Source organism: Sulfitobacter sp. CB2047 (assembly GCF_000735125.2).
Classification (GTDB): Bacteria; Pseudomonadota; Alphaproteobacteria; order Rhodobacterales; family Rhodobacteraceae; genus Sulfitobacter; species Sulfitobacter pontiacus.
In genome coordinates this window covers 2,439,627-2,466,622 of the sequence record NZ_CP072613.1, presented here as the reverse complement: position 1 = coordinate 2,466,622, position 26,996 = coordinate 2,439,627, and the positions used below count along the sequence as shown (strand labels likewise).

Below are 26,996 nucleotides of genomic sequence, written 5' to 3'. Positions count from 1 at the left end.
TATGGGACGTGTGAAAACAATTGCGCGCCGCAGCTTCCTGATTGGCTCTGCCGCTGTTGCAGGCGGCGTCGTCTTTGGCACCTATCTTTACAAACGCGAGGGGGAGAACCCGCTGCTCGACGGGTTGAAACCCGGCGAAACCGCGATCACCCCCTACGTCAAGATCGACGCTCAAGGGATCACGCTGATCACGCCGCGCGCGGATGTGGGGCAGGGCGCGTGGTCGATGCAGGCGCATATGATCGCCGAAGAGCTCGACATTGACCCGCGCAGCGCCAAGCTGTCGCCCGGTCCGGCGGATGCGATTTACTACAACGGCGTTGTCGGGGCAGAGGCGCTGCCGATTGCCGCGACCTCTGACACGATGCTGGCACGCGGCGGGCGCGGTGCGGTCGATGTCATGGGCAAGCTGATGGGGCTGCATATCACCGGCGGCTCGTCCACCGTGCCTGATATGTATGATCGCCTGCGCATGGCCGGTGCCGTCGCACGCGAGACGCTGATCAAGGCCGCGATGAAGCAGACCGGCCTGCCGCGCGACCAACTGGGGACAGAGAACGGCTGCATCGTTCTGCCCGATGGGTTGAAGATCGAATACATCGACCTTGCCAGCATCGCCGCCGAGATCGAGCCGGTACAGGATGTCACCCTGCGTGATCCGTCGGAATGGCGCTATCTGACCAAGCCGCAGAAGCGGACCGACATCGTGGCGAAATCCACCGGTCGGCAGATCTACGGCATCGACATGCAGATGGACGGTATGGTGATCGCCACGACCCGCACCAATCCGGCGATTGGCGGCGGGCTGAACGGTTTTGATGCCGAGGCCGCACGCCAGATGCGCGGGGTCAGCGCGGTCTTGCCCATCACCGGCGGCATCGCTGTGGTGGCGGATAACACATGGCGCGCGTTTCAGGCGGCTCAGGCGGTTGAATGTGACTGGGGCCCGTCGCCCTATATCGGTGACAGCGCCGACCAGTTCGCCGCTGTGGCGGCCTCTTTCACCGAGGATCACCGCGACAGCCGGTTCAAGGACGACGGCGATGTAGAGGGGGCGTTGCAAGATGCCTCGGTCGTCGAGGCGGAATACCGCATCCCCTATCTGGCCCATGCCCCTATGGAACCGATGAGCGTCGTGGTCAAGCTGACCGAGGGGCGGCTGGATATCTGGACCGGCACGCAAATCCCCCGTTTCGTCAAGGCGAATATGGCGCGGCTGACAGGGTTGGACGGCGATGACATCCACGTGCATGTGCTGATGTCCGGTGGCAGCTTTGGCCGGCGCCTTGAGGATGATTATATCGCCCAAGCGGTCGAGATCGCGATGCAGATGCCTGACACGCCGATCAAGATGATCTGGCAGCGCGAGGAAGACTTCACTCATGATTTCCCCCGCCCGCTGGCCATTGCGCGCGGGCGCGGTGCTGTGGCGGATGCCGGTATCGCGGCGTTTGATCTGTCGATTGCGGCCCCCTCGGTCGCTGAATCCTCGCTCGCAAGGTTGAACCAGCCCGCCTTCGGTCCTGATGTGGCGATTGTCGCGGGGGCGTGGGACCAGCCGTTCCAGATCCCCAACTACCGTGTCACTGGCTACCGCACGCCAGCGATGGTGCCCATCAGCTCTTGGCGGTCGGTCGGGGCATCGGGCAACGGGTTCATGCACGAAAGCTTCATGGACGAGATGTGCCACGCCGCGGGCGCAGACCCGTTGCAAGAGCGGCTGCGCCTGTGTTGGCACGACGCATCGCGCAAGGTGCTGGAGGCCGTGGGCGAGATGTCGGAATGGGGCAGCGATCTGGGGCCGAACCGGGGGCGGGGGCTGGCGTTTACGCTGGCCTTTGGCGTGCCCGTGGCCGAGGTGGTCGAGGTCACCAACACCCCCGACGGCATCCGTATCGACAAGGTATTTGTCGCCGCCGATGTGGGCCGCGTGCTGGACCCCGTGAACTTTGAGGCGCAGTTGCAAGGCGGTGTGATCTTTGGCCTGGGCCACGCGATGAACTGCGAGCTGACCTATCGCGACGGCGTGGCAGAGCAGGATAACTACCACGCCTACGAAGGGATGCGCCTGCATCAGACGCCTTTGATCATGGTGCGCGGGCTTGAGAATGGCGACAAGATCAGGGGCATCGGTGAACCCGCCGTCCCCCCCGCAGCACCTGCTTTGGCCAATGCGATCTTTGCCGCGACGGGGCAGCGTATCCGCGAACTGCCGCTGTCCAAGTCGATTGATTTTGTATGATCTCCCTTCGCGGGGGGATCATCGCGCTGGTCTGCGCGGGTGGTGCTTTTGCGCAAGAAGCACCCGATCGCGCAGCGGCGCTGGCGGCGTGGGATGATATCCACACGGTCGTTTCACATCCGCGCTGTACCAATTGCCACGTGGGCCCTGCTGGCGTGCCGCTCTGGGAGGGGTTGGGCCACGAGGAGGCAGCCGACCAAGCGCCCGTGCACGGCATGAACATCCTTGCCGATGAAAGCCGCATCGGGGCCGAGACGATGCCCTGCCGTACCTGCCACATCAGCGCCGCGTCGGAAAATAACGTCCCGCACGCGCCGCCGATGATTGCGGACGCATGGCGGCTTCCCCCGATTGAGATGGCGTGGAAAGGCAAGACCAGCGCCGAGATATGCGCACAACTGCGTGACCCCGACAGCAACGGTGCCTTTGCGCCCGAAGACCTGTCCGATCACCTGCGAACGTCGGCCTTTGTTGCATGGGGCTTTGACCCCGGCGCAGGGCGCGAGGCGGCCCCCGGTAGCATCCCCGAGATGCAGGAGGCGCTGGCGATCTGGGTGGCAGGCGGCACGCCCTGTGTGGGCGACCCGCACCCGTAGTCAGCCCTTGAACAGATCCCCATAGGTTTCGCGCAGCAGGTTCTTTTGCACCTTGCCCATCGTATTGCGGGGCAGGGCATCAATCACCACCAGCTTGCGCGGACATTTGAACCGCGCCAGCGATTGCGCGACGGTCTGCGACAGCGCCTCTAGGTCCAGATCTCGGCTGCCATCGGCGACCAGCACACCAACCGGTGCCTCGCCCAGATCCCCATGAGCCACGCCGATCACGGCGCTTTCCAGCACGCCGGGTTGATCGTCCAGCACCTGTTCGACCTCTTTGGGATAGATGTTATAGCCGCCGGATATGATCAGATCCTTGCCGCGCCCGACAATCTGCACATAGCCGTCTTCATCAATCAGCCCCAGATCGCCGGTGATAAAGAACCCGTCCGCACGCAGTTCAGCGGCGGTTTTTTCGGGCATCTGCCAATAGCCTTGGAAAACATTCGGCCCGCGGACCTCGACGACGCCGATCTCTCCCTGTGGTAGGGTCTCGCCGGTATCGGGGTCGCAAATCTTGAGCTCGACCCCCGGCAGGGGTGTGCCGACGGTCCCGCCGCGCCGCGGCCCGTCATAGGGGTTCGACGTGTTCATATTGGTTTCCGTCATCCCGTAGCGTTCCAGAATACGGTGGCCTGTGCGTTCCTCGAACTGCTTGTGCGTTTCGGCCAGCAAGGGGGCAGAGCCCGAGATGAACAGACGCATATGCGCCGTCAACCCGGCGGTGAAGTCATCAGAGCCCAGCAAACGGGTGTAGAAGGTCGGCACGCCCATCAACGCGGTGGCCTGCGGCATGAAACGGATCAACTGATCGATATCGAGCTTGGGCAGGAACACCATCGCGCCACCGCTGAGCAGCATGATATTGGTCGCCACGAACAGCCCGTGCGTGTGGAAAATCGGCAGCGCATGCAGCAGCACATCAGCCTTGGTGAATTGCCAGACATCAACCAGCGTTTCGGCGTTGCTCAGCAGGTTGCGCTGGCTCAGCATCGCGCCTTTTGATCGGCCTGTGGTGCCCGAGGTATAGAGGAAGGCGGCCAGATCCTCGGCCCCGCGGTCGACGGTATCGAATGTGTCGGGCAGGGTGGCCGCCAGATCGCGCAGCGTGCCGCGGCCGGTGTTGTCCATCGTCTCTACCGCAGCACCGGCGGCGGCAGCGACCGGCGTGAGTTCGGGAACATCGGCAGGATCGCAAACCAGCAGCCGCGCGCCCGAGTTGCCGACGAAATAATCCACCTCGGACGCGGTGTAGCCGGGGTTGAGCGGCAAGAACACCAGCCCTGCCTGTACGCAAGCGGCATAAAGCGCCAGCGCATCCGGCGATTTGCCGACCTGCACCGCGACACGGTCGCCCGCTGTCAGCCCCTTGTCCGAAAACGCATTGGCATAGCGCGCGGCAGAGCGGATGAATTGGTCGTGGGTGATGGTGCGCCCGTCCGGCAGGATCAGGAACGGCGTGTTTTGCCCGATGTGGCGACCGAATAAAGCGTCGTAAAGCGGGTTGGGCATCGTCGTCTCCTTCTGACCTTTGGTAGCGCGGAATTTGCGCCATCGGCAGGGCCAGGTAAAGGGCGGCAAATGGCGCATTTTGATCTTTGCTGCATTTCGCGCGTGCAGACGGCCTTGACGACCCGCAGCGTATGACTTACCCCTCCTCCCGTAGCGCGGGCGTTGTGTAATGGTAAGACCTCTGCCTTCCACGCAGAAGACGCGGGTTCGATTCCCGCCGCCCGCTCCACTCCTTTCCCGACATCCTTTTGATTTTGGCTATTTGCGCTGGATCAATGCGCTTTTGTCGCAAGCGCCTTAGGGGTGCAGCCCTTGACCCCGCGCGATGTGCGGGCGATGACACGGCAGCACTCCAAAGGATATCTCATGGCACGTACCCCGACGCCCGGCCCCGGCACCGAAGAACGCGAAAAATCGCGTGAGTTGGGGGCCCTGCGTGCGCTGCTGCCGTTTCTTGCACCCTATCGCGGGCTGATGATCGCGGCCATTCTGGCGCTGGTGCTCACGGCGATGATCTCTTTGACGCTGCCGCTGGCCGTGCGCCGCGTGATCGATAACTTCGGCACCGGCGAGGCCGAACTGCTGGACCAGTACTTCGTTGCCGCCCTGATCATCGCGGCCCTTCTGGCCGTGGGCACGGGGCTGCGCTATGCGCTGGTGACGCGCTTTGGCGAACGGGTCGTTGCCGATATCCGCAAGGCGGTGTTCGATCGCGTGATCTCTATGAGCCCGGCGTTCTACGAGAACCTGATGACCGGCGAGGTGCTGAGCCGGATCACCACGGACACCACGCTGATCCTGTCGGTGATCGGGTCGTCCGTGTCCATCGCGCTGCGCAATATGCTGATCGTGACCGGTGGGCTGGTGCTGATGCTGTTCACCTCGGCCAAGCTGACGGCGATGGTGTTGTTGATCGTACCGGCGGTCATTGTGCCGATCCTTGTTCTGGGGCGGCGCTTGCGGGTGCTGAGCCGTGAAAATCAGGACTGGATCGCGGCCAGCTCGGGCAATGCGTCCGAGAGTTTGGGCGCGGTGCAGACCGTTCAGGCCTTTACCAATGAAGCCGCCAGCCAATCGCAATTCGCACAGATGACCGAAGCGTCCTATGATGCGGCGCAGCGTCGGATCAAGACCCGCGCGCTGATGACGATTATTGTGATCTTTCTGGTATTTGCCGGCGTCGTGGGCGTTTTGTGGATGGGCGCGCGGGATGTGCGTGCCGACCAGATGACCCCCGGCGCCTTGGTGCAATTCGTGATCTATGCCGTGATGGTGGCAGGCGGGGTCGCGGCGCTGTCCGAGATATGGGGTGAACTTCAACGCGCCGCCGGTGCCACGGAACGTCTGGTAGAGCTGTTGCGGACCGAAGACACCGTGCAAGACCCCGCTGCGGCCATCGCCTTGCCCAGCCCTGTCGCCGGTCGGATTGCCTTTGAGGACGTGCATTTCAGATACCCCGCACGACCTGATGTGCAGGCACTGGACGGGATCAACCTGTCGATCAACCCCGGTGAAACGGTCGCGTTCGTCGGGCCCTCGGGTGCAGGCAAGACCACGATCATCCAGTTGATTCTGCGGTTCTATGACCCTGCCTCCGGGCGGATCACCCTTGACGGGGTCGATCTGCGCGATGTTTCGCGTGCGGCCTTCCGCCGGTCGGTCGCCTTGGTGCCGCAAGATCCGGTGATCTTCGCCGCCTCTGCCCGCGAGAATATCCGCTTTGGCCGCCCCGACGCCACAGACGCCGAGATTGACGCCGCGGCCGACGCCGCCGCCGCCCACGGGTTCATCAGCGCATTGCCCGACGGCTACGACAGCTATCTGGGCGAACGCGGGGTGATGCTGTCGGGCGGGCAAAAGCAGCGTATCGCCATCGCCCGCGCCATCCTGCGCGACGCGCCGGTGCTGCTGCTGGACGAAGCCACAAGCGCCTTGGATGCCGAAAGCGAACGCGCCGTGCAGGCCGCCGTGGATCGGTTGAGCGCGGACCGCACCACCCTGATCGTCGCGCACCGTTTGGCGACGGTGAAAAAGGCTGATCGCATTGTCGTGCTGGAAGCAGGGCGGATCGTCGATATGGGCACCCATGACGAGCTGGTCACCAAGGGGGGGCTCTATGCGCGCCTGGCGCGGCTGCAATTCACCGATGGGCGCGCGGACGTATAAAAAACCTTGTGAATTTCACGGTTAAATGGAAACAATCACACCCGAATGGATCCAGAAGGAGAACAACATGGGTTTGTGGAGTTTCGTAAAAGACGCCGGCAAGAAAGTGTTTGGCGGCGGTGATGATACCGAAGTCACCGGAGCCGCGCTTCAGGATGAATTGAAAGACCTCGGGCTTGATGCAGAAGGGCTCGATATTTCTGTCGAAGGCGACAAGGTCAAGGTTTCGGGCAAGGCAGCGAGCCAAGAGATGAAAGAAAAGGTCATTCTGGCCGTGGGGAACGTCGAAGGCGTTGCCGCGGTTGAAGAAGACATGGACGGCGGCGAGGGGGACGGCACCTTCCACACCGTTGAAAAAGGCGACACGCTTTGGGCCATCGCGGCCAAGACCCTTGGCAATGGCGCGCGCTATGAAGAAATCTTTGAAGCGAATAAACCCATGCTGACCCACCCCGATAAAATCTATCCCGGTCAGATGCTGCGTATTCCTGCCAAGTAATCGCACTACACAAAAGGGGTGTGCCACGCGCTTTTACCCCATAAAAGAGAGCGGCAGGCGGCGTCTGCCGCTTTTTTTCGAGCCTTCCGTTGGGTCAGTGGGCTTGAACGCAGCGTTTGAGCGCCTGCAAATGCTTGCGAAAGCTGGAATTAGCAATCATCTTTGACAACAGGGAATAACGGGATGCGGGCAAACCGCACCACTAAGGGAGGAAAATAATGTCATTTGCCGGTGTAGAAGACCGTAACGCAATCGAAGCAGAAATGCCGTGGGCTGACCGCGACGTGCCCAAAACACTTTGGAGCATGTTGAGCGAAACCGCCGGAAAGTTTCCAAGCCACGACGCGATCAGCTACCAGATTTTCTCTGGGCCGAAAGATCACGCGGAAACCCTAAGCTGGTCGCAGTTGCGGGGGCAGGTGGGCCGTGCGGCCAATCTGTTCCGGTCGCTGGGTGTGGGGCCGACCGATGTGGTCGCCTATGTCCTGCCAAACTGTAACGAGACGGTCATCACGCTTCTGGGCGGTGCGGTCGCAGGGATCGCGAACCCCATCAACCCGTTGCTCGAGGCAGAGCAGATCGGATCGATCCTGCGTGAAACCAATGCCAAGGTCGTTGTGACCCTGCGGCCTTTCCCAAAGACGGATGTGGCCGAGAAAACCGCCGAGGCGGTCAAGCTGGCACCGAATGTCACGACCGTGCTCGAAGTGGACCTGTGCCGCTATCTGACCGCGCCAAAGTCGTGGATTGTGCCGCTGATCCGTCCGAAGCTGAAGGTCACCAATCAGGCGACCTACAAGAATTTCAATTCCGAAATCGCCAAGCAACCGGCCGAGCTGACATTCGACGATCCGCAAGAGGATCGCGTCGCCTTCTACTTCCACACCGGCGGGACAACGGGCATGCCGAAAGTGGCGCAGCACAAGTACTCCGGCATGGTCTACAACGGCTGGCTTGGGCACACGCTGCTGTATACGGAAAACGACAACATCATGTGTCCGCTGCCGTTGTTCCACGTTTTCGCCTGCCACGTGATCCTTATGGCCGCGGTGAAATCCGGTGCGCATGTGGTCTTCCCGACGCCTCAGGGCTATCGCGGGGACGGGGTGTTCGACAACTTCTGGAAACTGGTCGAGCGCTGGAAAATCACTTTCATCATCACTGTCCCTACGGCGATTTCCGCCAAGATGCAGCGCCCGATCAACGCTGATATCTCGACCGTGAAAACCGCCTTCTCGGGCTCGGCACCCTTGCCGCTGGAACTGTTCCGCCGCTTTGAAAAGGCCACCGGCATCACGCTGATCGAAGGCTACGGCCTGACAGAGGCAACCTGCCTTGTGTCGTCGAACCCGACGGACGGCGTGCGCAAAGTGGGCAGTATCGGCATCACCTTCCCCTATACGGATGTGAAGATCGTCAAAAGCACCAGCGACGGGCTGGTCGAGGCAGAGGTCGACGAGATCGGCGAGATCTGTATCTCGAACCCCGGCGTCTATGCGGGCAATACCTATACCGAAGCCGATAAGAACAAGGATCTCTACTATCAGGGCACGCACCTGCGCACAGGGGATCTGGGCCGTATCGACAGCGACAAATACCTCTGGATTACGGGCCGCGCCAAAGACCTGATCATCCGTGGCGGTCACAACATCGACCCCGCCGAGATCGAAGAGGCGCTTCTGGGGCACGAGGCGGTCGCCTTTGCCGGTGCCATCGGCCAGCCGGATGCCCACGCGGGCGAGGTACCTTGCGCCTTTGTCGAACTGGTCGCAGGTGCGTCGATCACCGAAGCGGAACTGCTGGAGTTCTGCAAAGAGCACGTGCAGGAACGCGCGGCGCAGCCCAAGCATATGACCATCATGAGCGAGCTGCCCAAAACCGCCGTCGGCAAGATCTTTAAGCCCGACCTGCGCAAAAACGCGATCACGCGCGTCTATGACGAGACGTTGGAAGCCGCCGGTCTGCCCGCGCGTGTTGCCTCTGTCACCGATGACAAGAAACGCGGTCTGGTTGCGCAAATCGCCATGAATGGCGCAAGCGAGGCTGATGTCGGCGCATCGCTGGACGTCTTTACCTTCGGTTGGGAGGCCGCGTGATCCAACCCGACTACCGCGTTCTACTGGATGAGGAAATCTGGGCCTATATGGACCGCTCGGACAGTTTCTATCCACCGGACGCGGTGTCATTAACCATCGACCAGCAGCGCGCTGTCTATAACCGGATGTGCGCTGCTTTTCACCAACCCCACCCTGATGGGGTCCGCACATGGGACGTCGCCTTCGGCGGCGTCCCATGTCGCGTCTACGAGGCCGAGACATCCGCGATCACGGTCGTCTACTATCACGGCGGCGGGTTTGTTGTTGGCGGGCTCGACAGTCACGATGATGTCTGCGCCGAAATTTGCGCCGCGACCGGCTACCGTGTGATCTCTGTCGACTACGCGCTCGCACCCGAGGTCGTCTTTCCCGCTTGCTTCAACGACGCATGGGCCGCGTTTCAGGCGATTGCAGCCGCATATGACGGCGGGATTGTATTGGCGGGGGACAGTGCGGGCGGCAATCTTGCTGCCGCCGTCGCCCATACCGCGCGAGCATCTTTTCAGGGGCGCATAGCGGGTCAGGTTCTGATCTATCCTGGACTGGGCGGGGATCGCAGCAAGGGCAGCTATATCACCCACGCCAACGCGCCGCAGCTGACGGTTGCGGATATGGAGTTTTACCAGCAGGTGCGATCCGGTGGGGCACCGCCTGTGGACGATCCACGCTACGCCCCGCTGCACGATACCGACTTTACCGACCTGCCGCCTACGGTGATCCTCACGGTGGCCTGTGACCCGCTGTCGAGCGACGGGGAAGCCTATGCCGACGCGATCAACGGGGCGGGCGGGCAGGCCCATTGGCACGAGGCCGCGGGCCTTGTCCACGGCTGTCTGCGCGCGCGGGTGGTGTCACGCAAGGCGGCGGCATTCTTTGATCAGGTGACAGCGGCGATCGGCGCTGTGGGGGCAGGGGAATGGCCTGCGATCAGCACGGCCTAAGAAACGGCATCATTTCAGGAAAGACTGCGCCTTCATCGTATCAGCAACAGGCGCACCCAGACGGCCAAGGATCGTCGGCGCGAGCTGCAGCTGGTCGATCACCGTATCTTCGGACGGCCCTTCGGCATCGCCAAAGTAATAGAGCGCGGTTTCCTGCTGTAAGGCACTGCGTCCGCCGTGGTGCCCGCGTTCGTCCTGCCCGTGATCCGCTGTGACGATCACCTCATACCCCAGGGCGCGCCATTTCGGGATGAAGGGGGCCAGCATCTCGTCCATGACGGCGCAGGCGTGGTCCATTTCCTGACAATCGTGGAAAAACCGATGCCCCATGCTGTCCAGCGTGCAGGTGTGCAGCATTCCGTAGTTCAGCCCGAACCGCAGCGCCAGATTGGTGAGGGAGCCAAACAGATCCACATCCGAAGGGGTCATCTGGTTCACCAGCCCGTAGCCGGTCATCGTGTGAAACCGCCCGTGGTTGATCGTGTCGCTATCGGGTTCGTCGTATTCCACATCGCGCACATAGTCGAAGGGGTGGCGATTGAAGAATTGCGACCAGAAAGAATGGGCCACGGCCCCTGTCACACCGCCCGCCGCACGGGTCTGGGCGAAGACGTCCTTGTGCTTTAGCCGGAACACATTGCCGTTGCCCGTGCAGCCATGTTCAGCCGGTGCCACACCCGTGTGGATCGAGGCATAGCAGGAGGCAGAGATTGACGGCAGCACCGCACGCTGGGTCCAGACCCGCGCCTCGCCACTATCGACCCAGCCTTCCAGATTGCCGAACAGCCGACGGAAATTGCGGTAGGGCACACCGTCGAGGATGATCAAAAGCAGCTTGTTCTTCATGTCGATACCTCTTCGGCGGGCCACAGCGCTTGTATTTTTCCGATACAAACGGCCTCGTTGCCCACAGGCCTAATAGCCAGCACTTTCCATTTTGCGATGTGCGATGGTTTCTTCCAGCCAGCCGATCTTCATCTCGGGGACAGAGCTCAGCAGCAGGTCGGTATAATCGTCAAAGGGCGGTGACAGCACCTGACTTTTGGTGCCATACCGCACCACTTCACCCTGATACATCACAGCGATACTGTCTGCGATGGCTTTTACCGTCGCCAGATCGTGGGTGATGAACAGATAGGCGACATCCTCGATCTTTTGCAGGTTCAACAGCAGCTTGAGGATGCCATCTGCCACCAGCGGGTCAAGCGCGCTTGTCACCTCGTCGCAGATGATCAGCTTGGGCTTGGCGGCCAGCGCACGGGCGATACAGACACGTTGTTTCTGCCCGCCCGACAGCTCTGCCGGATAGCGGTCCTGAAACCCGTCGCCCAATTCGATCTCGTCCAGCAGTTCCTGAATGCGCTTCTGCTTTGCCTTGCCTTTCAGCCCGAAATAAAACTCCAGCGGGCGGCCGATGATGGTGCCCACGGTCTGGCGCGGGTTCATCGCGGTATCGGCCATCTGGTAGATCATCTGCATCTCGCGCAGGTCTTCGATGGGGCGTTGCGCCAGGGCGGGGGCAAGCTCGCGCCCGTCAAAGGTGATCGTCCCGTCGCTTGGGGGCAGTAGGCCGGTGATCACGCGGGCCAGCGTGGATTTGCCCGAGCCGGATTCCCCCACCACAGCCAATGTCTGGCCCGGATGAATATCGACGTTGATCCTCTTGAGAACGTCAAAATCCGTGCCGGCATAGCGGGCGGTGACGTTTTCGACCCGTAGAACAGGGGTATCGGTCGGCGTCTTTTCCTCGTGGCGGATCGACCGGACTGACACAAGCGCCTTGGTGTAGTCTTCCTTGGGCGCGTTGATGATCTGATCAACGGTGCCGTATTCGACCATATCCCCTTGTTGCAGCACCATAATATGATCGCTGACCTGTGCCACAACCGCGAGGTCATGGGTGATATAGAGCGCGGCAACGCCGGTGGCGGCGATGGCTTCTTTGATGGCGGCCAGCACGTCGATCTGCGTGGTCACATCCAGTGCCGTGGTGGGTTCGTCAAAGACCACCAGATCGGGCTGCGGACACAGTGCCAGCGCGGTCATGCAGCGCTGCAACTGCCCGCCAGACACCTGGTGGGGGTAGCGGTTGCCGATGGTTTCAGGGTCCGGCAGACCAAGCTTGCGGAACAGGTCAACTGCGCGTTCCTCGGCCTCGGCCTTGGTGAACTTGTTCTGATAGATCGCGGCTTCGGTCACCTGATCCATGATCTTTTTCGCGGGGTTGAAAGACGCCGCCGCGGATTGCGAGACATAGGTCACCTCGGCCCCGCGCAGGCGGCGCACGGCGCGTAGACGCTCCTTGAGGATGTCGCGCCCGTTGACCCAAACCTCGCCGCCGGTGATCTCTACCCCGCCGCGGCCATAGGCCATGGCGGCCAGCCCGATGGTGGATTTGCCCGCCCCGGATTCCCCTATGAGCCCCAGCACCTTGCCGGGTTGCAGATCAAAGTCGACACCGTGCACGATCTTGATATCAATCGGCTTTTCACCGGGCGGATAGGCGGTCGCGCCGATTTTCAGGCCGCGTACCTTGAGAAGTGGCTCGGTCATCCGCGGCCCCCTTTCAGCGATGTGGTGCGGTTCAAAATCCAGTCCGCAACAAGGTTGATAGAGATGCAAAGCGTGGCGATGGCATAGGCAGGATAGAGCGCCGCCTGAATACCATAGTTGATGCCTTCCTTGTTCTCTTTCACGATACCGCCCCAGTCGGCTTGAGGGGGCTGGACGCCCAGACCCAGAAACGACAGCGTCGACACAAAGAGCACCGCAAAGATAAACCGCAGGCCCATCTCGGCGATCAGCGGCGACAGCGCGTTCGGCAGGGTTTCACGGAAAATGATCCAGCCGATCTTCTCACCGCGCAGGCGGGCGGCCTCGACATAGTCCATCACGGTATTGTCCACGGCCACGGCGCGCGCCAGACGGTAGACACGGGTGCTGTCCAGCAGACCCATCAGGATAATCAGGATCGGCACGGTGGTCGGCATCACCGACAGCACGACCAGCGCAAAGATCAGCGACGGGATCGACATGATCAGATCGACAAAACGCGAAATGGCTTGGTCGACCCAACCGCCCGAGACGGCTGCGAAGAAGCCCAGAATGGACCCCAGCGTAAAGCTGAGGATGGTGGCTGCAGTGGCGATAAAGATCGTGGTGCGCCCACCGTAGATCATACGCGACAGCAGATCGCGCCCGATGCTGTCGGTGCCCAGCAGGAACTCCGACGACGAAGGCTCCCACACATCGCCGACGATTTCAGCCATGCCATAGGGGGCGAGCCAGGGGGCAAAGACGGCCATGATGAAATAGACGCTGGTAAAGAACAGGCCGATCATGGCGGAGATTGGAATGTTTTTCATGGGTTCGCTCCCAAACAAATGAATGGGTCAACGTCAGGTGGCGATACGGGCATGCGGCAGGGGGTCGCGTTGATGCGAAGCTGAACTGCGGCCCCGTGCGTCGCGCATTGCCTCGGGGGGAGATGCGCGGCGCTCATTTGGGATGCCTCAGGCGCGGGTTGGCAAGGATCGACACGATGTCGGCCACAAGGTTCAACCCGATATAAACGGCGGCAAAGATCAGACCGCAGGCTTGCACCACGGGCACGTCGCGTTTGCTGACGTGATCGACCAGATATTGCCCCATGCCGGGATAGGCAAAGACGACCTCTACCACCACGACGCCGACGACCAGATAGGCGAGGTTCAGCATCACCACATTGACGATTGGGGCGATGGCGTTGGGGAAGGCGTGCTTGCGGATAATCTTCAACATGCCCAAGCCCTTAAGCTCGGCTGTTTCGATATAGGCCGATTGCATCACATTCAGGATCGCGGCGCGGGTCATGCGCATCATATGCGCCAATACGACCAGCGTCAGCACCATCACCGGAATGGCAATCGCGTTCAGCTTGGCCCCGAGGCTCATGCTATCGTTGATGATCGCCACCGACGGAAACAGCCGCCATTTGATCGCCACCCAATAGATCAGCACATAGCCGATCATGAATTCGGGGATAGAGATCGTGGTCAGCGTGACGGCCGAAATCAGCTTGTCGGGCCAGCGGTCTTTGTAGCGCACGGCCAGCAGGCCCAGAAAGATCGCCAGCGGCACAGAGATTGCAGCAGCCCAGAAGGCGAGGAAAAGCGTGTTCTTCAGACGCCCGCCAAGGCTTTCTGCGATGTCGCGGCCATTGGTCAGCGCGGTGCCCAAGTCTCCTTGAAGCACGCCGCCCAGCCAGGCGAAATAGCGGGTCATGGCGGGATCGTTCATGCCAAGCTCTCGGCGCAGGTTCGCAAGCGCTTCGGGCGTGGCGGATTGACCTAGGATGGATTGTGCCACGTCGCCGGGCAAAATCGAGGTGCCTACGAAGATCAGGATCGACGCGGCAAAGAGGAGAAGAAGGCCCAACGCTAAGCGTTGGGCGATCAGTTTGACGATGGGATGCATAAGCTGGGTTTACCTTATGCGTCTTTGACCCAGCATTTGATCCCGGCTTTGTTGTTGGACAGTTCCGCGTTGGGATCTTCGACCCAGCCGCCGACATTGTTGGCGACACCATCCACAAAGTCGTTGAACATCGGCAGGATCAACCCGCCTTCGTCGCGGATCATCTGACCCATCTTGGAGTAGGTCTCTTTGCGCTTGGCCTCGTCTAGTTCGGCGCGGGCCGACAGCAGCATCTCGTCGAACTCGGGGCGCTTCCAGCGGGTGTCGTTCCAGTCCGCGGTCGACAGATAGGCGGTCGAATACATCTGGTCCTGCACCGGACGGCCACCCCAGTAAGAGGCGCAGAACGGCTGTTTGTTCCAGACCTCGGACCAGTAGCCATCGTTCGGCTCGCGTTTGATCTCAAGCGGGATACCGGCGGCTTTGGCGGATTCCTGGAACAGCGATGCCGCATCGACCGCACCGGGGAAGGCACCGTCTGCAACGCGCAGGATGATCGGGCTGCCATCGTGACCGGAGGCGGCGTAATGCTCTTTCGCCTTCTCGATGGAATGTTCGCGCTGCGGGATCGATTCATCGAACAGCGGATAAGAGGCGTTGATCGGCATGTCGTTCCCGATGGTGCCGTAGCCGCGCAGGATCTTGTCGACCATTTCCTCGCGGTTGATCGCATATTTCAGCGCCAGACGCAGGTCGTTGTTGTCGAACGGTGCGGTGTCGACATGGGCGATAAACACATAGTGGCCCCGACCGGCAACGGATTTCACCGTCAGGTTGGGCGCGCGGTCCAGTAGGGCGGCAACCTTGGGATCAACGCGGTTGATCATGTTGACCTGACCCGACTGCAGCGCCGCGGTCCGTGCGGTGGCATCGTTCAGTACCAGCACCTCGTTATAATCTGTAAAGCCGCGGTTGTCGGCGTCCCAGTAGTTTTCGTTACGCTTGAAGCCGTGGCGCACGCCGGGCTCGTCGACTTCCAGCGTGTAAGGGCCGGTGCCGATGCCCGCGCCGGGGTTGTCCATGCCGCCATCGGGCTGGATCATCAGGTGGTAGTCGGCCAGCAGGTAGGGAAGGTCAGCGTTGCCGACGCCCAGTTCAACGATGAAGTTGTCGCCATCGACCTTCATGTTCTCGATGCCGCGCATGATGCCCAAGGCACCGGATTGGCTGTTTTCATCCGAATGGCGCTGCATGGTTTTCAGCACGTCTTCGGGTGTCATTTCCTTGCCGTTGTGGAACTGGATGCCCTTGCGGATCTTGAACGCCCAGGTTTTCGCATCGGCCGAGGCCTCGTAGCTTTCGGCCATGCGGTTTTCGATTTCCCCGTTGGGATCGACCTCGACAAGGCTTTCGTACAGGTGGCGCAGGTTGTTCAGCGGCACTTCGGAGGCGGTCAGCGCAGGATCGAGCGTATTGGTGGATTCACCGCCCGACGACCCGATTTTCAGTGTGCCACCGCGAATCGGTGCTTCGTGGGCTGCAGCCTGCGCGTGGTTCGCCAGCATCGAGTTGGCGACGGCGGCTGTCACGCCCAAAGCAGCGGCGCGCCCGACGAATTCGCGGCGTGTCATAGTGCCCTTGGCCACTTGGCCGGTCATATGTTTCAGTTGATCATCCATGATGAGAACTCCCTGTTTTAGGTGATACTTCCACGCATTGGTGCGCAGGTTTTTTTATTGACTGGTGGCACAACGTTAAGCATTTCAGCCCGTGTCGCAAGTGGTAATACCGGCGGCCATGTGACGAGTTTGTTACATAAAGTGTCGCTTAATGTCTTCCGTCACGTCGCGTTCATAGATCAATTTGTCGTTTTCGTACGCTTCAAGACGGGCCGTTAGATGAAAATGGGTCGCGTCCGACCACATCTGCGACCGGGTTTCTGTGCGCAGGATGATGTCGTCCCGCTCCAGCTCTTCGGTCCAGTGACAGGTGCCTTTTGCGGACAGCGGATCGTCGGGATGAATGCGCCACACCTCCCGCGCGACAGAGCCTGCGATCAGCCCGTGATCGGCATCGCGCAGCTTGCCGAAGTCATCCTCGATGATCAGAGAGACGATGCCCGTGACGCGGTCGATCTCTTGGCGGCGGATGTGGTTTTCGGGGCGCAGTGTCTCTGTCTCCCACGGGGCGGCAGAGGTGGGCGGGGCAAAGCTGTATTCGTCCCCGCCGCTGGTCGGGCGCTGCGGCAGGTCGATCTGGCCGGACGACAGCGTGACCTCTGCCGTTTCGGGCGCAGGCCAGAGCAGGGGCCAATAGGCGGTAGAGATCGACACCCGCAGCCGGTGCCCCTTGGGGATGCGGTAGGCGATGTGGTCAAGGTCCAGCGTGATGTCGGTCATGGCACCGGGCGCCATCGCCTGCGGATGTTCGGCGCTGTCGCGATGGGACAGGTTCAGCACGCCATAGGTGATCCGCGCCGAGGCCCCATCAGGGTGGATATGGTTCAACCGCACCGCGATCTGGCCCTGTGGCTTGTCGCAGGCCAGACGCAGGCGCAGACGCGGCGCGCCAAGGATATCCATCTGCTGCGCCAGGGGCCCGCTGTCAAAACAGACCGATAGCGCATCGTCTTGCCTCTGGTCGCCGGGCATTTCGGGGCCAAGCCAGATCGCACAATATTCCCCGCCATCCGCGCCGCAATGCGCGGGGGAGGCGACGCTGCGGTCCAGCGGGGCCGCTGTGTCTTGCAGGCCCTCATCCGTCAGATGCAACGTCTTGACGGGCAGATGCGATGTCGCGCCTGTGGGTTCGGTGATCCAGCGGCCGGGGCGTTCATGTGTCCACGTGGCGGGGCGCATGCCGTCCATCAGATAGGCGCGATAATCGGGGTCGGCTTCGACGCCCGTGTCGATCCCCTTGAGCCACCGGTCCCACCAGCGCAGCGCCTCTTGCAGAAAGCCGATACGAGGTTCTGGAATGGCGAAATGCGGGTATTTATGCACCCAAGGCCCAACGATCCCCTTCGCACCGGGCAAGGCTTCAACCAACTGCGGGACCGCGTTCTTGTAGGAATCGCCCCAGCCGCCAATCGCCAGCACTTTGGCCTTGAGCGCGCTATACTCCTCGATCACCGACCCTTGCTTCCAATAGGCGTCGCGTGATTGATGGCGCAGCCAAAGCGCGGGGAGAAACGGTTCTGCCTCTAGCCGCTCCAGCCACATTTCGCGCCAGTCGGGGCGCAGGGCGGGATCGGGCGCGCGGCTGGAATAGGCCCACATCGTCGCGCCCCAGCCAAGGTTCTCGTTCAACAGGCACCCGCCCTTATAGTGGATGTCATCGGCAAAGCGGTCGACGGTGGAACATAGCGTTATCACCGCCTTCAGCGGCTCTGGCGCATGGGCTGCGACCTGCAGCCCGTTAAAGCCGCCCCAGCTGATGCCCATCATGCCCACCGTCCCGCTGCACCAAGGTTGCGCGGCAAGCCAGTTGATCACCTCTATGCAGTCGGCCTGTTCCTGGGGGGTGTATTCATCCTCCATCACGCCATAGCTGTCGCCATTGCCGCGCATATCGACCCGCACGCAGGCATATCCGCGTTCGGCAAACCAAGGGTGGGTCAGCGCATCCCGTGCGGTGGTGCCGTCGCGTTTGCGGTAGGGGAGGTATTCCAGAATCACGGGCACAGGCGCGGTATCGGAATTTTCAGGCCGCCAGACTCGCGCGGAAAGCCGGCACCCATCCGAGAGGGTGATGCCCATGTCGGGGTCTTCGATCAGTGATAGCGGGGTGTTCTGGGCGGTATCCATGCCGCAAAGGTCAGGGGGGAGCCCGGTATTGTCAACCGTTTGCAAGGGCTTGCGGTGTGGCACCTATGGGGATTTTTCCTGAGTGAAATGAAGTGGTTAATTATCTGGCAACGTTAACTATTATTAACGCTTTCCCGTAGTGGTAGAAACTGTGGCCGTGTTGCACTGTTGAAATAAGGCAAGAATGTGGCGTTCCACTTTAACCTTGGCTTTTATGTGTCTAAGCGGCTACCTTCTGCCTCAATAATACGTTTCGTTTTTTACGACGGACATAATCAGGCGGCTGCACGATGCGATCAACGCGTTGGCGGTCATAAAATTTCTCAGGTGTCGCGCGCAGAATGCGCACCGAGGTGGAGCAGATATTATGAAGACGATAGATTTCGTCGTTCGCGATCAAGCGGGCGCATTGCAGCGTGGCACGGTTGCGGAAAACGCAAACTTCCATGTTATCCAAGCGACATCAGGTCAGGAAATCTCGCTGAACCTGCGTCAGACCGATTTCCAATCGCACCAGCGCTCGGGCAACGATCTTGTACTCACGCTGAATGACGGGTCGGTCATCACCATCGAGAATTACTTTAACGAAACCGGTGCCGCGAACCGCCTGTTCATTTCGTCAGATGGCTATCTGAACGAAGTCGCATTCGTCGAGGCCGAAGGCGGCGGGCTTTATGCGCAATACGGCCCGACCGAGCAGTGGGGTAAATGGAGCCCCTCTGACGATCTGATCTATCTGGGCCGCAGCGATGTGGCGTCGGTGCCGGGCGGTGTCATGCCGGGCGCGGGTGACGACGAAGTGTCGATGTTGGCAGCGCCCTTGCTGGGCGGCGTCGTTGGCGGTGGTGGTGCCGCGGCAGCAGCCGGTGCGGCGGTTGTCGGCGGGGCAGCTGTCATCGGTGGCGGCGGTGGTGGCGGCAATGGCGGCAGCCCTTCGGTCGCACCTCCGTTCGTGAATGAGCCCGACGCAACCGGCACGGTCGGCGGCGACGGCGCGGTAGAGCAGGTCGTTGTCACTGGCGGCGGCGAGCCCGGATCGGATGTCGTGGTCACCATCGGCGATAAAGAAGTCACAACAACAGTTGGCGACGACGGCACATTCGAAGCCGTGTTCGAAGGCGATAACTTCCCCGACGATGGCACCTATGAAGCCGAGGTCGTCGTGACCACGGACGGCAATGAGATCGTGCTTGACGGGCCGAGCTTCGTCATCGACACCACAGCCCCCACGGTCACCATGTCCGAAGGCACGCAGAGTGTCGGCGACTTCTTTAACGGTGAATCCTTTGCGAATGGCGTCACGCTGACCGGGAACGGTGAAGCAGGCGCGACCGTTGACGTGACCGTCGCGGATGTCACACGCAGCACCACCGTCGGCGCAGACGGCACATGGTCCGTCACATTCGAACCCGGCACGCTGGCGGGGGGCGAATACGAGACAGAGGTGCTGATCAAGACCACCGATCAATACGGCAATACCTCCACCACCACCGAAACGCTGGTGGTTGATACCATCGCACCGACCGTCGCTGTAACATCGGGCACGCAATCCGTGGGCGACAGCTATAATGCCGCATCGTTTGGCAACGGTGTCACCCTGAACGGCACGGGGGAGCCCGGTTCGACTGTGCAGCTGACCATCGGTGGCATCACCCGCACCGCAACTGTGGGCGACAACGGCACATGGTCCGCGACATGGCAGGCGGGCACCTTGCCCGAAGGCGAATACGTCAGCGATGTCACCATCGTGACCACCGATGCTTTCGGCAACAGCTCCACCTCGACCGAGCAGCTGGTCGTCGATACCGTCTCTGAAGTCGCGATTGCGGCGGATACTGTCGAAGTCGACGGCGTGATCAACGCGGCAGAGCGTGGCGACGGCGTGACGCTGACCGGCACATCGCAGCCCGGGTCGACCGTTCAGGTCACCTTTGGGGGTGTGACCCGTGACGCGGTGGTTGACGCAAACGGCAACTGGTCCGCGGATTTCGCGGCCTCCGAAATTCCGACGGGCGAGACGACGGCGACAGTGACCGCAGTCGCGACCGATGCGGCGGGCAACACGGCCACCGCAACCGGCCAAGTCGATGTCGATACTTTGGTCAACAACCTTGCCTTCACCGGCCAGACCGGCGGCAGCGACGGGGTCGTGAACGCGGCAGAGGCGGCGCAGGGCATCGTGATGACCGGCACAGTTGAACCCGGCTCGACTGTTATGGTCCAGCTTGGCCAAGTGTCGCGTGCGGCCACGGTTGCGGCGGACGGCACATGGACCGTCAGCTTCGCCCCCAGCGACATCCCCGCAGGCACCTACACCAGCACAATGACCGCCACCGCCACCGACGCGGCAGGTAACGTTGATAGCGTATCGCAGTCTGTATCAGTCGATACCGAAGCCGGTTCGCTGACCATCAGCCCGCTGCCCGTTGAGGGCGACGACGTGGTGAACGCGGCCGAGGCAAGCGACGGTGTGGCGATCTCGGGCACCGCCGATGCGGGCGCCGTTGTGCAGGTCACGCTGGCGGGTGTTACCCATACGGTTGTGGCAAATGGGAACGGTCAGTGGACTGCCTATTACGCCGCGGGCGAAGTTGCCCAAGGCGTTTATACCGCCGACATCACCGCAACCACAACCGACGCGGCGGGCAACAGCCGCAGCGCCTCTGACAGCGTGCGCGTGGACACGCGCGTCGACAATCTGTCGCTGAACACCGTCGAAGGCGATGACATCATCAGCGGGGCAGAGCGTCTGGCGAATGGCGGCGTGCTGGTCACCGGCACCTCTGAAATCGGCTCGTCTGTTGTCGTGTCGCTTGGCGCGGCATCGGTGAACGGCGCGGTGGATGCGAATGGGAATTGGTCCGTCACCTTTGCGCCGGGTCAAGTGCCCGAGGGCACGATCAACACCACCGTTTCGGTCAAGGCAACGGATGCCGCGGGCAACTCTGCCACGGCAAGCCACGCGGTGCTGATCGATACGGTCGTGGATCCGCTCGACATGAACCAAGCGGGCGGCAGCGACGCTGTGGTCAGCGCACGTGAAGCCCAGACCGGCATTGATCTGAACGGTCAGGTCGAAGCGGGATCTAGCGTTGTGGTCAACTTTGACGGCACCAACTACACCGCGTTTGTGGACGGTGCGGGCAACTGGTCGGTCACGATCCCGCCTTCGGAAATCCGTCAGGGCACCTATGACGCCGACATCTCTGTCACCGCGACGGACCATGTGGGCAACATCGCGTCGATCACCGATACGCTCGCAATCGATACCTATGCGCCCGAAGGCCCGGTCATCGCGTCCTATACCCGCGATGGCGACGGTATCCGTGGCATCTCGACCGAGATCAGCCCCGATACGCTTGAGGTGCATCAGGTGAACGCAGATCGCTCCATCTCGGAAGTGGAATCGACCAGCTTTGACATCGAAGCCATCGGCGAGCGTAACTTCCAGTTCGAAAGCAATGTGCCAGACGGGTCCGACCTGATTGTCACAGCCACGGACGCTGCGGGAAACTTTTCCGGCACGTATCTGGCGCTGGATGATGAAGCGGCGAACACGCAGTTGACCCTGACCAACCCGAACCTGGGAAACTACAACATCGAAACCGTTGATCTGCAGTTCGCCGAAGAGGCGCATCTGACGATCACGGAAACCGCGCTGGTCAACCTGTCGAGCAACACGAACGAGCTGATCATCGACGGGCATAACGACGACACCGTGACGATCACAGGCGCGGTACGTGGTGGTTCAGAGGTGCGTGGGGATCAAACCTATGACATCTATACACTGGGCGACGAAGCCACGCTGATGATCGACAACGATATCAACGTCATCGTCTAAAGATTGCACCGCGCCCTCTGTTCAAGGGGGCGCGGTTGGCACACGCAGGCGGCAACGACCGCAGGCGTTTCCAGAATAAAAAAACCGGCACGTTAAGGGCAGGATAATGAGGCAGAGTGTAAAACGGGCAGGGGGCATGTGCGCAGCAGCGCTGGCCCTATCCGGCTGCATGTCGGATTTCGGCAGCGGCATGATGCCCGGTGACCTGATGCAATCTGACATCGTTACCCGGTTCCGCACCCCCGATGCCTCGCAGGCGATCAAACCCACCTACGCCGAAAAAATCACCGCAGACAGCCAGATCATCCAGGGTCTGGCGCTGCGGTCTTCTGTTCTGCCCGATGACACCGTGTCGGATCAGGTGGCCTCTGCCGTGCTGGCCGCCAACAGCCGCACCGCCGAGGCAGAGCTGCGCGCCGCCACCCTGCGCTCGGAAGCGGCAAGCAAGAACTGGTTGCCCAAGATCGGGCCGCAGGTCAGCCTGACATCCTTGGGGTCGCTGGCGGCCAATCTGGTGGTGGATCAGGTGCTGTTTGACAATGGCCGCCGTGCGGGTGAACGCGCCTTTGCCGTGGCCGATGTCGAGGTCGCTGCCGTGTCGCTGGCGCAAGATACGAACGACCGCGTGGCGACCGCGCTGAAGCTCTATACCAATGCGATCGAGGCGCGCGATACCGCCGCGCTGAACCGTGTCGCGCTCAAGGATATGACGCATTTCGAATGGGTGATGCAGGAACGGGTCAAAGGCGGCGTGTCCGATGTGTCCGACCTGACCATTCTGCGCCAGAAACTCCTTGAGATCCGCGCCACGCTTGATGCCTCCGTCGAACGCGAAGCCACGTCGATGTCCGAGCTGAACGCCATGTCGATCCGCCCGCTGGATACGCTGCACGGCTTGCCCGAAGTGCCCGTGAACAGCTTTGCCGGTGCGCCGTTGTCCGTGGTGCGTGCCGAGGCCGAAAAGACCCGCGCCATCGCCGCCGCCAAGGTGGAACGCGCCGGATTGCTGCCGGGGCTGTCGGCGGGTGCGACCATCGGTGAAGGGGGCGGCGCAGGGCTGACCCTTGAATCGGATCAGCTTCTAGGTCTGGGCACAAAAGCCTCGCTTGATGCCTCGGCCATGGCCGAGGAAACTGCGACCCGCAAGGTCCGGCAATCGGTCGAGGATGCCAACCGCTCGCTGCGCCGTCTGGAGAAACAGCTTGCCGCCAAGACCCGTCAGGCCACCGAGGCCGCGACCCTTGCGGCACAGGCCAAACGCAACCTTGACCTGTTTCAGGAACAATATGACGCCGGTCAGCGTCAGGTTATGGATGTCGTCGGCGTCTACGAGACCTATTCGCGTCAGCAGCAGTCGCAGATCAGCCTCAAGTACGAGGCCGTCCGTCTGAAGATCGAGATGGCGCAGATACAGGGCGTGTTGGCGGACGGGAGCGCGATTTGACCCAGAAGCCGACCTTTACGCTGACAATCACCAACGGCAATCAGGGTCGGATGGCGGCGGCGGATGCAGCCCGGCCCAAGGCAGAGAACGCCAACCGCCCCGAAGACCGTCTGATGGCGCGGGCAAAACTGGCCGCGACCTATGCCGGACTGCTGGGCGTCACCACCGCGCCACGCGACATCTTTGAAATCGTCGCCACGGCGCCCTTGCAGGGCAATGATCCACAGGTAGAGGCCGAAGCACTGGCCCGCGGGATGGAAAGCGCAGGGCTGGTGACACAAGTCAGCCGGGCGCGGGGGATATCTAAGGATATGTGGCCTGCGCTGGCCTATATGACCTCGGGGCAGGTCTTGCTTGTCATGGGGCAGCAGCGTGGCGATCTGATCTTGTATGACACGACGTGCACCGACAATCGCGCGATGGTGCCGATCAGCGATTTCAAACCCTTCTTTGCGGGGCTGATCCTGCGGGCCGAAGCCTCGCTGAAAACGGTGGCCGAAACCCATAAGACCGATGGCGCGCCTGCGCATTGGTTTTGGGGGCAGTTCCCGCGCTTTCGCCGCCAGCTGATAGAGGTTGCGACGGGGTCGTTTGTGGCGAACCTGCTGGCCGTCGCTGTGGCGCTGTTTTCCTTGCAGGTCTATGACCGCGTGATCCCGCATCAGTCCGAAGCGACGCTTTGGGTGCTCGCCGCCGGTGCGGGGCTCGCGTTGCTGATGGAAGCTTTCCTCAAGATGGCGCGGGCGCGTTTGATGGATGGGGCAGGGCGGCAGATCGAGCTGTCGGTGCAGGACATCCTGATGCGCCGGTTGCTGGGGATGCGGTCCGACACGCGCGGCCAAGCCCCGAACCAGCTGTTTTCCGCGATGCGCGAATTCGGGTCGGTGCGTGAATTCTTTACCGCGTCGACCATTGGCACGATCGCGGATATCCCCTTTATCTTCGTGTTCCTCTTCCTTGTGGCCAGCATTGCGGGGAATGTCGTCTGGGTGCTGGTGCTTGGCGGTATCCTGATGCTTGTGCCGGGGTTATTTCTGCAAAAGAAAGCGATCCAACTGACGCAGGAGACCCAAGGCGCGTCGACCAAATCCTCGCGGCTACTGCACGAGGCGATATTCGAGCTTGATACGGTCAAGACCCAAAGGGCAGAGGACCGCGTGCTGCGCCTGTGGACCGAGCTGAACACCCTGTCGTCCGTCAAATCGTCAGAGCAACGCAAGCTCGCGTCCTTCCTCACGTTCTGGAGCCAAGGGGTTCAGCAGGCCACCTATGTCGCGGCGGTCATCGTGGGCACCTATCTGGTGTTTGCGGGGGAGTTTACCGTGGGCTCGATCATCGCGGTCGGTATCCTGACGGGCCGGACGCTGGGGCCGCTGACGCAACTGTCGGGCACGATGGCGCGGTGGGGCAATGTCAAAGGCGCGCTTGACGGGCTCGACGCGATTGTCGCCGCGCCGCAGGACACTGCAGAGGCGCGCACCTATCTGCGCCGTGAAAAGCTGAAAGGCCAGTTCGAACTGCGCGACGTGATCTTCCGCTACGAAGATGACGGCGCACCGACAGTGGATATCAAAGCCATGTTGATCCAGCCGGGGCAGCATGTCGCCGTGCTGGGGGCCAATGGATCGGGCAAATCGACACTGCTGAAGATGCTCAGCGGGCTTTATGCCCCGACCGAAGGGCGCATTCTGGTGGACGGCACAGAGCTGGGCCAGATCGAGCCGCGCGACCTGCGCCGGCTGATCGGCTATCTGGGACAGGACGTGCGCCTGTTCTCGGGCACGCTGCGCGATAACCTGAACCTCACCATGCTGGAACGCGACGACGACCGCCTCCACGCCGCCCTTGATTTCGCAGGTCTGGGGCCTTTCGTGCGCAACCACCACAAGGGGCTGGACCTAGAGATCAAGGACGCGGGCGCCGGCCTGTCCATCGGGCAGCGTCAATCCATCGGTTGGGCGCGCCTGTGGTTGCAGGATCCGGCGATCTGCCTGCTGGATGAACCCACAGCAGCGCTGGACCAAAGGTTGGAGGCAACGCTGGTCTCGCGGTTACAAAGCTGGATGGCAGGGCGCACCGCGATCATCGCGACCCACCGCGCCCCGATCCTTGCGCTGACTGAACGCACGCTGGTGCTGCAGGATGGCCGCATGACCATCGACGGGCCCAAGGAAAAAGTGCTTGCCCATCTGGCGGGTCAGAAGGGGCACGTCGCATGAGCAGTCTCAGCACCACGCCACTGGGCGCGCAGATGACGGGGCAGATGCGCGGGCCGTCCATGGTGATCTGGCTTTGCGGTGCATCCGTGCTGGTGTTCCTGCTGTGGGCTGCCTTTGCTTGGGTCGATGAAATCGTGCGTGCCGAAGGATCGATGATTTCCAGCTCGCGACCCCAGATTATCCAGAACCTTGAAGGTGGTATTCTGGCAGAACTTGCCGTGGGCGAGGGCGATCATGTGGAGAAGGGCGACGTGTTGGCCCGTCTGCATGGCACCCAGTTCCAATCCGCCGTGGACGACCTGCGCGACCAGATCAGCGCCTTTGAAATCCGCCGTCTACGTCTGGAGGCAGAGCTGGCCGGACAGTATGACTTTGACGTGCCCGACGCCTATGCCACGCGCACGCCCGATATCGTCGCCTCTGAACGGGCATTGCTGAAAGCGCGGCAATCGGACTTTGTCTCGCGCTCCGAAGGGGCGGGGCGGGTGCTGACCGAGGCGTTGAAAGAGCGTGAGCTGCTTGAGAATATGCTCAAGAAAAAGATCGTTTCACTGATCGAGGTGACGCGCGCGCGCAAGACCCATGCGGATGCGCGGATCAAGCTGGACGAGATCGTCACCGGCACAGAGCTGGAGCGCGCGCAGGAATACTCCGATGTGCTTAAAGAGCTGGCGACGCTGAAACAGAACCTCAAGGCGAGCACGGACCAGTTGAACCGCACCGTCCTGGTCAGCCCCCTGCGCGGCATCGTCAACAACCTGAGCGTGACCACCATCGGCGGCGTCGTGCGCCCGGGCGAGGAGATTTTGCAGATCATCCCGCTGGACGAAGAGCTGTTCGTCGAGGCCCGCGTCAAGCCCGAAGACATCGCCGGCGTGCGCCCCGGCCAAGAGGCGACGGTCAAGCTGTCGGCCTATGACTATACGATCTATGGCACCTTGAAGGGCACGGTCAAATTGATCTCGGCCGATACGTTCAAGGATGAACGATCCCGCGCGCCGGATGGGGATCCGCACTATAAGGTCACGTTGCAGGTGGACACAGAACACCTCACCCCGCGGCAGGCGTCTTTGCAGATCCGACCCGGCATGCAGGCAAGCGTGGAGTTGCACACAGGGTCAAAGACGGTTTTGCAGTATCTGTTGAAGCCGCTTTACAAGTCCAAAGAGGCGTTTCGCGAGCCGTAGGCGGGACAAGGGGGCTGTCTGCCCCCCTTAACCCCCCGAGGATTTTTTC

At 61.6% G+C, this 26,996-nt stretch carries 17 protein-coding genes and 1 tRNA gene; 11 read left to right on the top strand and 7 right to left on the bottom strand.

Going from position 1 to position 26,996, the window contains the following annotated elements; all coding sequences use genetic code 11:
- Nucleotide 1 precedes the first annotated feature (1 nt).
- Nucleotides 2–2,242, top strand: a complete 2,241-nt coding sequence (locus IV89_RS12230; RefSeq protein WP_037943729.1) for a molybdopterin cofactor-binding domain-containing protein — start codon at nt 2–4, stop codon at nt 2,240–2,242.
- Complete coding sequence (locus IV89_RS12225; protein ID WP_037943730.1) at nt 2,239–2,838, top strand: hypothetical protein; 600 nt, start codon at nt 2,239–2,241, stop codon at nt 2,836–2,838. Before IV89_RS12230 ends, IV89_RS12225 begins: the two co-directional genes overlap by 4 nt.
- Here the strand turns inward: IV89_RS12225 and IV89_RS12220 are convergent, their stop codons facing one another.
- Nucleotides 2,839–4,353 (bottom strand): malonyl-CoA synthase, encoded by a 1,515-nt coding sequence (locus tag IV89_RS12220; protein WP_037943731.1) that lies wholly within the window; start codon nt 4,351–4,353, stop codon nt 2,839–2,841.
- Nucleotides 4,354–4,508: 155 nt separating this feature from the next.
- Between IV89_RS12220 and IV89_RS12215 the strand changes: the two genes are divergently transcribed.
- The 5 genes from IV89_RS12215 to IV89_RS12195 all read left to right on the top strand — a co-directional run bounded on the left by IV89_RS12215 (nt 4,509) and on the right by IV89_RS12195 (nt 10,055).
- Nucleotides 4,509–4,582: transfer RNA gene (locus IV89_RS12215), tRNA-Gly, on the top strand.
- A 137-nt stretch (nt 4,583–4,719) separates the two neighbouring features.
- Nucleotides 4,720–6,519 (top strand): ABC transporter transmembrane domain-containing protein, encoded by a 1,800-nt coding sequence (locus IV89_RS12210; RefSeq protein WP_037943732.1) that lies wholly within the window; start codon nt 4,720–4,722, stop codon nt 6,517–6,519.
- Nucleotides 6,520–6,586: 67 nt separating this feature from the next.
- Entirely contained in the window at nt 6,587–7,018 is a 432-nt protein-coding gene (lysM, locus tag IV89_RS12205; RefSeq protein ID WP_037943733.1) for a peptidoglycan-binding protein LysM, read from the top strand.
- Nucleotides 7,019–7,236: 218 nt separating this feature from the next.
- Nucleotides 7,237–9,114, top strand: a complete 1,878-nt coding sequence (locus tag IV89_RS12200; RefSeq protein ID WP_009826457.1) for an acyl-CoA synthetase — start codon at nt 7,237–7,239, stop codon at nt 9,112–9,114.
- Nucleotides 9,111–10,055, top strand: a complete 945-nt coding sequence (locus IV89_RS12195) for an alpha/beta hydrolase (RefSeq protein WP_037943734.1) — start codon at nt 9,111–9,113, stop codon at nt 10,053–10,055. Before IV89_RS12200 ends, IV89_RS12195 begins: the two co-directional genes overlap by 4 nt.
- 9 nt (nt 10,056–10,064) lie before the next feature.
- Here IV89_RS12195 and IV89_RS12190 read toward each other — a convergent pair whose 3' ends face one another.
- The 6 genes from IV89_RS12190 to IV89_RS12165 all read right to left on the bottom strand — a co-directional run bounded on the left by IV89_RS12190 (nt 10,065) and on the right by IV89_RS12165 (nt 18,256).
- On the bottom strand, nt 10,065–10,901 hold the full coding sequence (locus IV89_RS12190; protein WP_037943735.1) for an alkaline phosphatase family protein: 837 nt from the start codon (nt 10,899–10,901) through the stop codon (nt 10,065–10,067).
- Between the two features lie 69 nt (nt 10,902–10,970).
- On the bottom strand, nt 10,971–12,608 hold the full coding sequence (locus IV89_RS12185) for an ABC transporter ATP-binding protein (protein ID WP_037943736.1): 1,638 nt from the start codon (nt 12,606–12,608) through the stop codon (nt 10,971–10,973).
- Entirely contained in the window at nt 12,605–13,420 is an 816-nt protein-coding gene (locus tag IV89_RS12180; RefSeq protein WP_037943737.1) for an ABC transporter permease, read from the bottom strand. The genes IV89_RS12185 and IV89_RS12180 overlap by 4 nt, the downstream gene beginning before the upstream one ends.
- Before the next feature lie 133 nt (nt 13,421–13,553).
- The gene (locus tag IV89_RS12175; RefSeq protein WP_005852247.1) at nt 13,554–14,510 is read right to left on the bottom strand and encodes an ABC transporter permease; all 957 of its coding nucleotides are present in this window, start codon (nt 14,508–14,510) and stop codon (nt 13,554–13,556) included.
- Nucleotides 14,511–14,524: 14 nt separating this feature from the next.
- Nucleotides 14,525–16,129 carry an ABC transporter substrate-binding protein gene (locus tag IV89_RS12170; RefSeq protein WP_037943738.1) on the bottom strand — a complete coding sequence of 535 codons (1,605 nt, stop codon included), beginning with the start codon at nt 16,127–16,129 and terminating at the stop codon, nt 14,525–14,527.
- A 132-nt stretch (nt 16,130–16,261) separates the two neighbouring features.
- Complete coding sequence (locus tag IV89_RS12165) at nt 16,262–18,256, bottom strand: CocE/NonD family hydrolase (RefSeq protein WP_037943739.1); 1,995 nt, start codon at nt 18,254–18,256, stop codon at nt 16,262–16,264.
- Nucleotides 18,257–18,623: 367 nt separating this feature from the next.
- Between IV89_RS12165 and IV89_RS12160 the strand changes: the two genes are divergently transcribed.
- From IV89_RS12160 to IV89_RS12145, 4 genes are all read left to right on the top strand, one after another.
- Nucleotides 18,624–22,097, top strand: a complete 3,474-nt coding sequence (locus IV89_RS12160) for an Ig-like domain-containing protein (protein ID WP_037943740.1) — start codon at nt 18,624–18,626, stop codon at nt 22,095–22,097.
- 106 nt (nt 22,098–22,203) lie between these two features.
- Nucleotides 22,204–23,541 (top strand): TolC family protein, encoded by a 1,338-nt coding sequence (locus IV89_RS12155; protein WP_235183763.1) that lies wholly within the window; start codon nt 22,204–22,206, stop codon nt 23,539–23,541.
- Nucleotides 23,538–25,760 carry an ATP-binding cassette domain-containing protein gene (locus IV89_RS12150; protein ID WP_037943742.1) on the top strand — a complete coding sequence of 741 codons (2,223 nt, stop codon included), beginning with the start codon at nt 23,538–23,540 and terminating at the stop codon, nt 25,758–25,760. The genes IV89_RS12155 and IV89_RS12150 overlap by 4 nt, the downstream gene beginning before the upstream one ends.
- Nucleotides 25,757–26,947, top strand: coding sequence for an HlyD family type I secretion periplasmic adaptor subunit (locus IV89_RS12145; RefSeq protein ID WP_005852257.1), 1,191 nt, complete (start codon nt 25,757–25,759; stop codon nt 26,945–26,947). The genes IV89_RS12150 and IV89_RS12145 overlap by 4 nt, the downstream gene beginning before the upstream one ends.
- Nucleotides 26,948–26,996 lie beyond the last annotated feature (49 nt).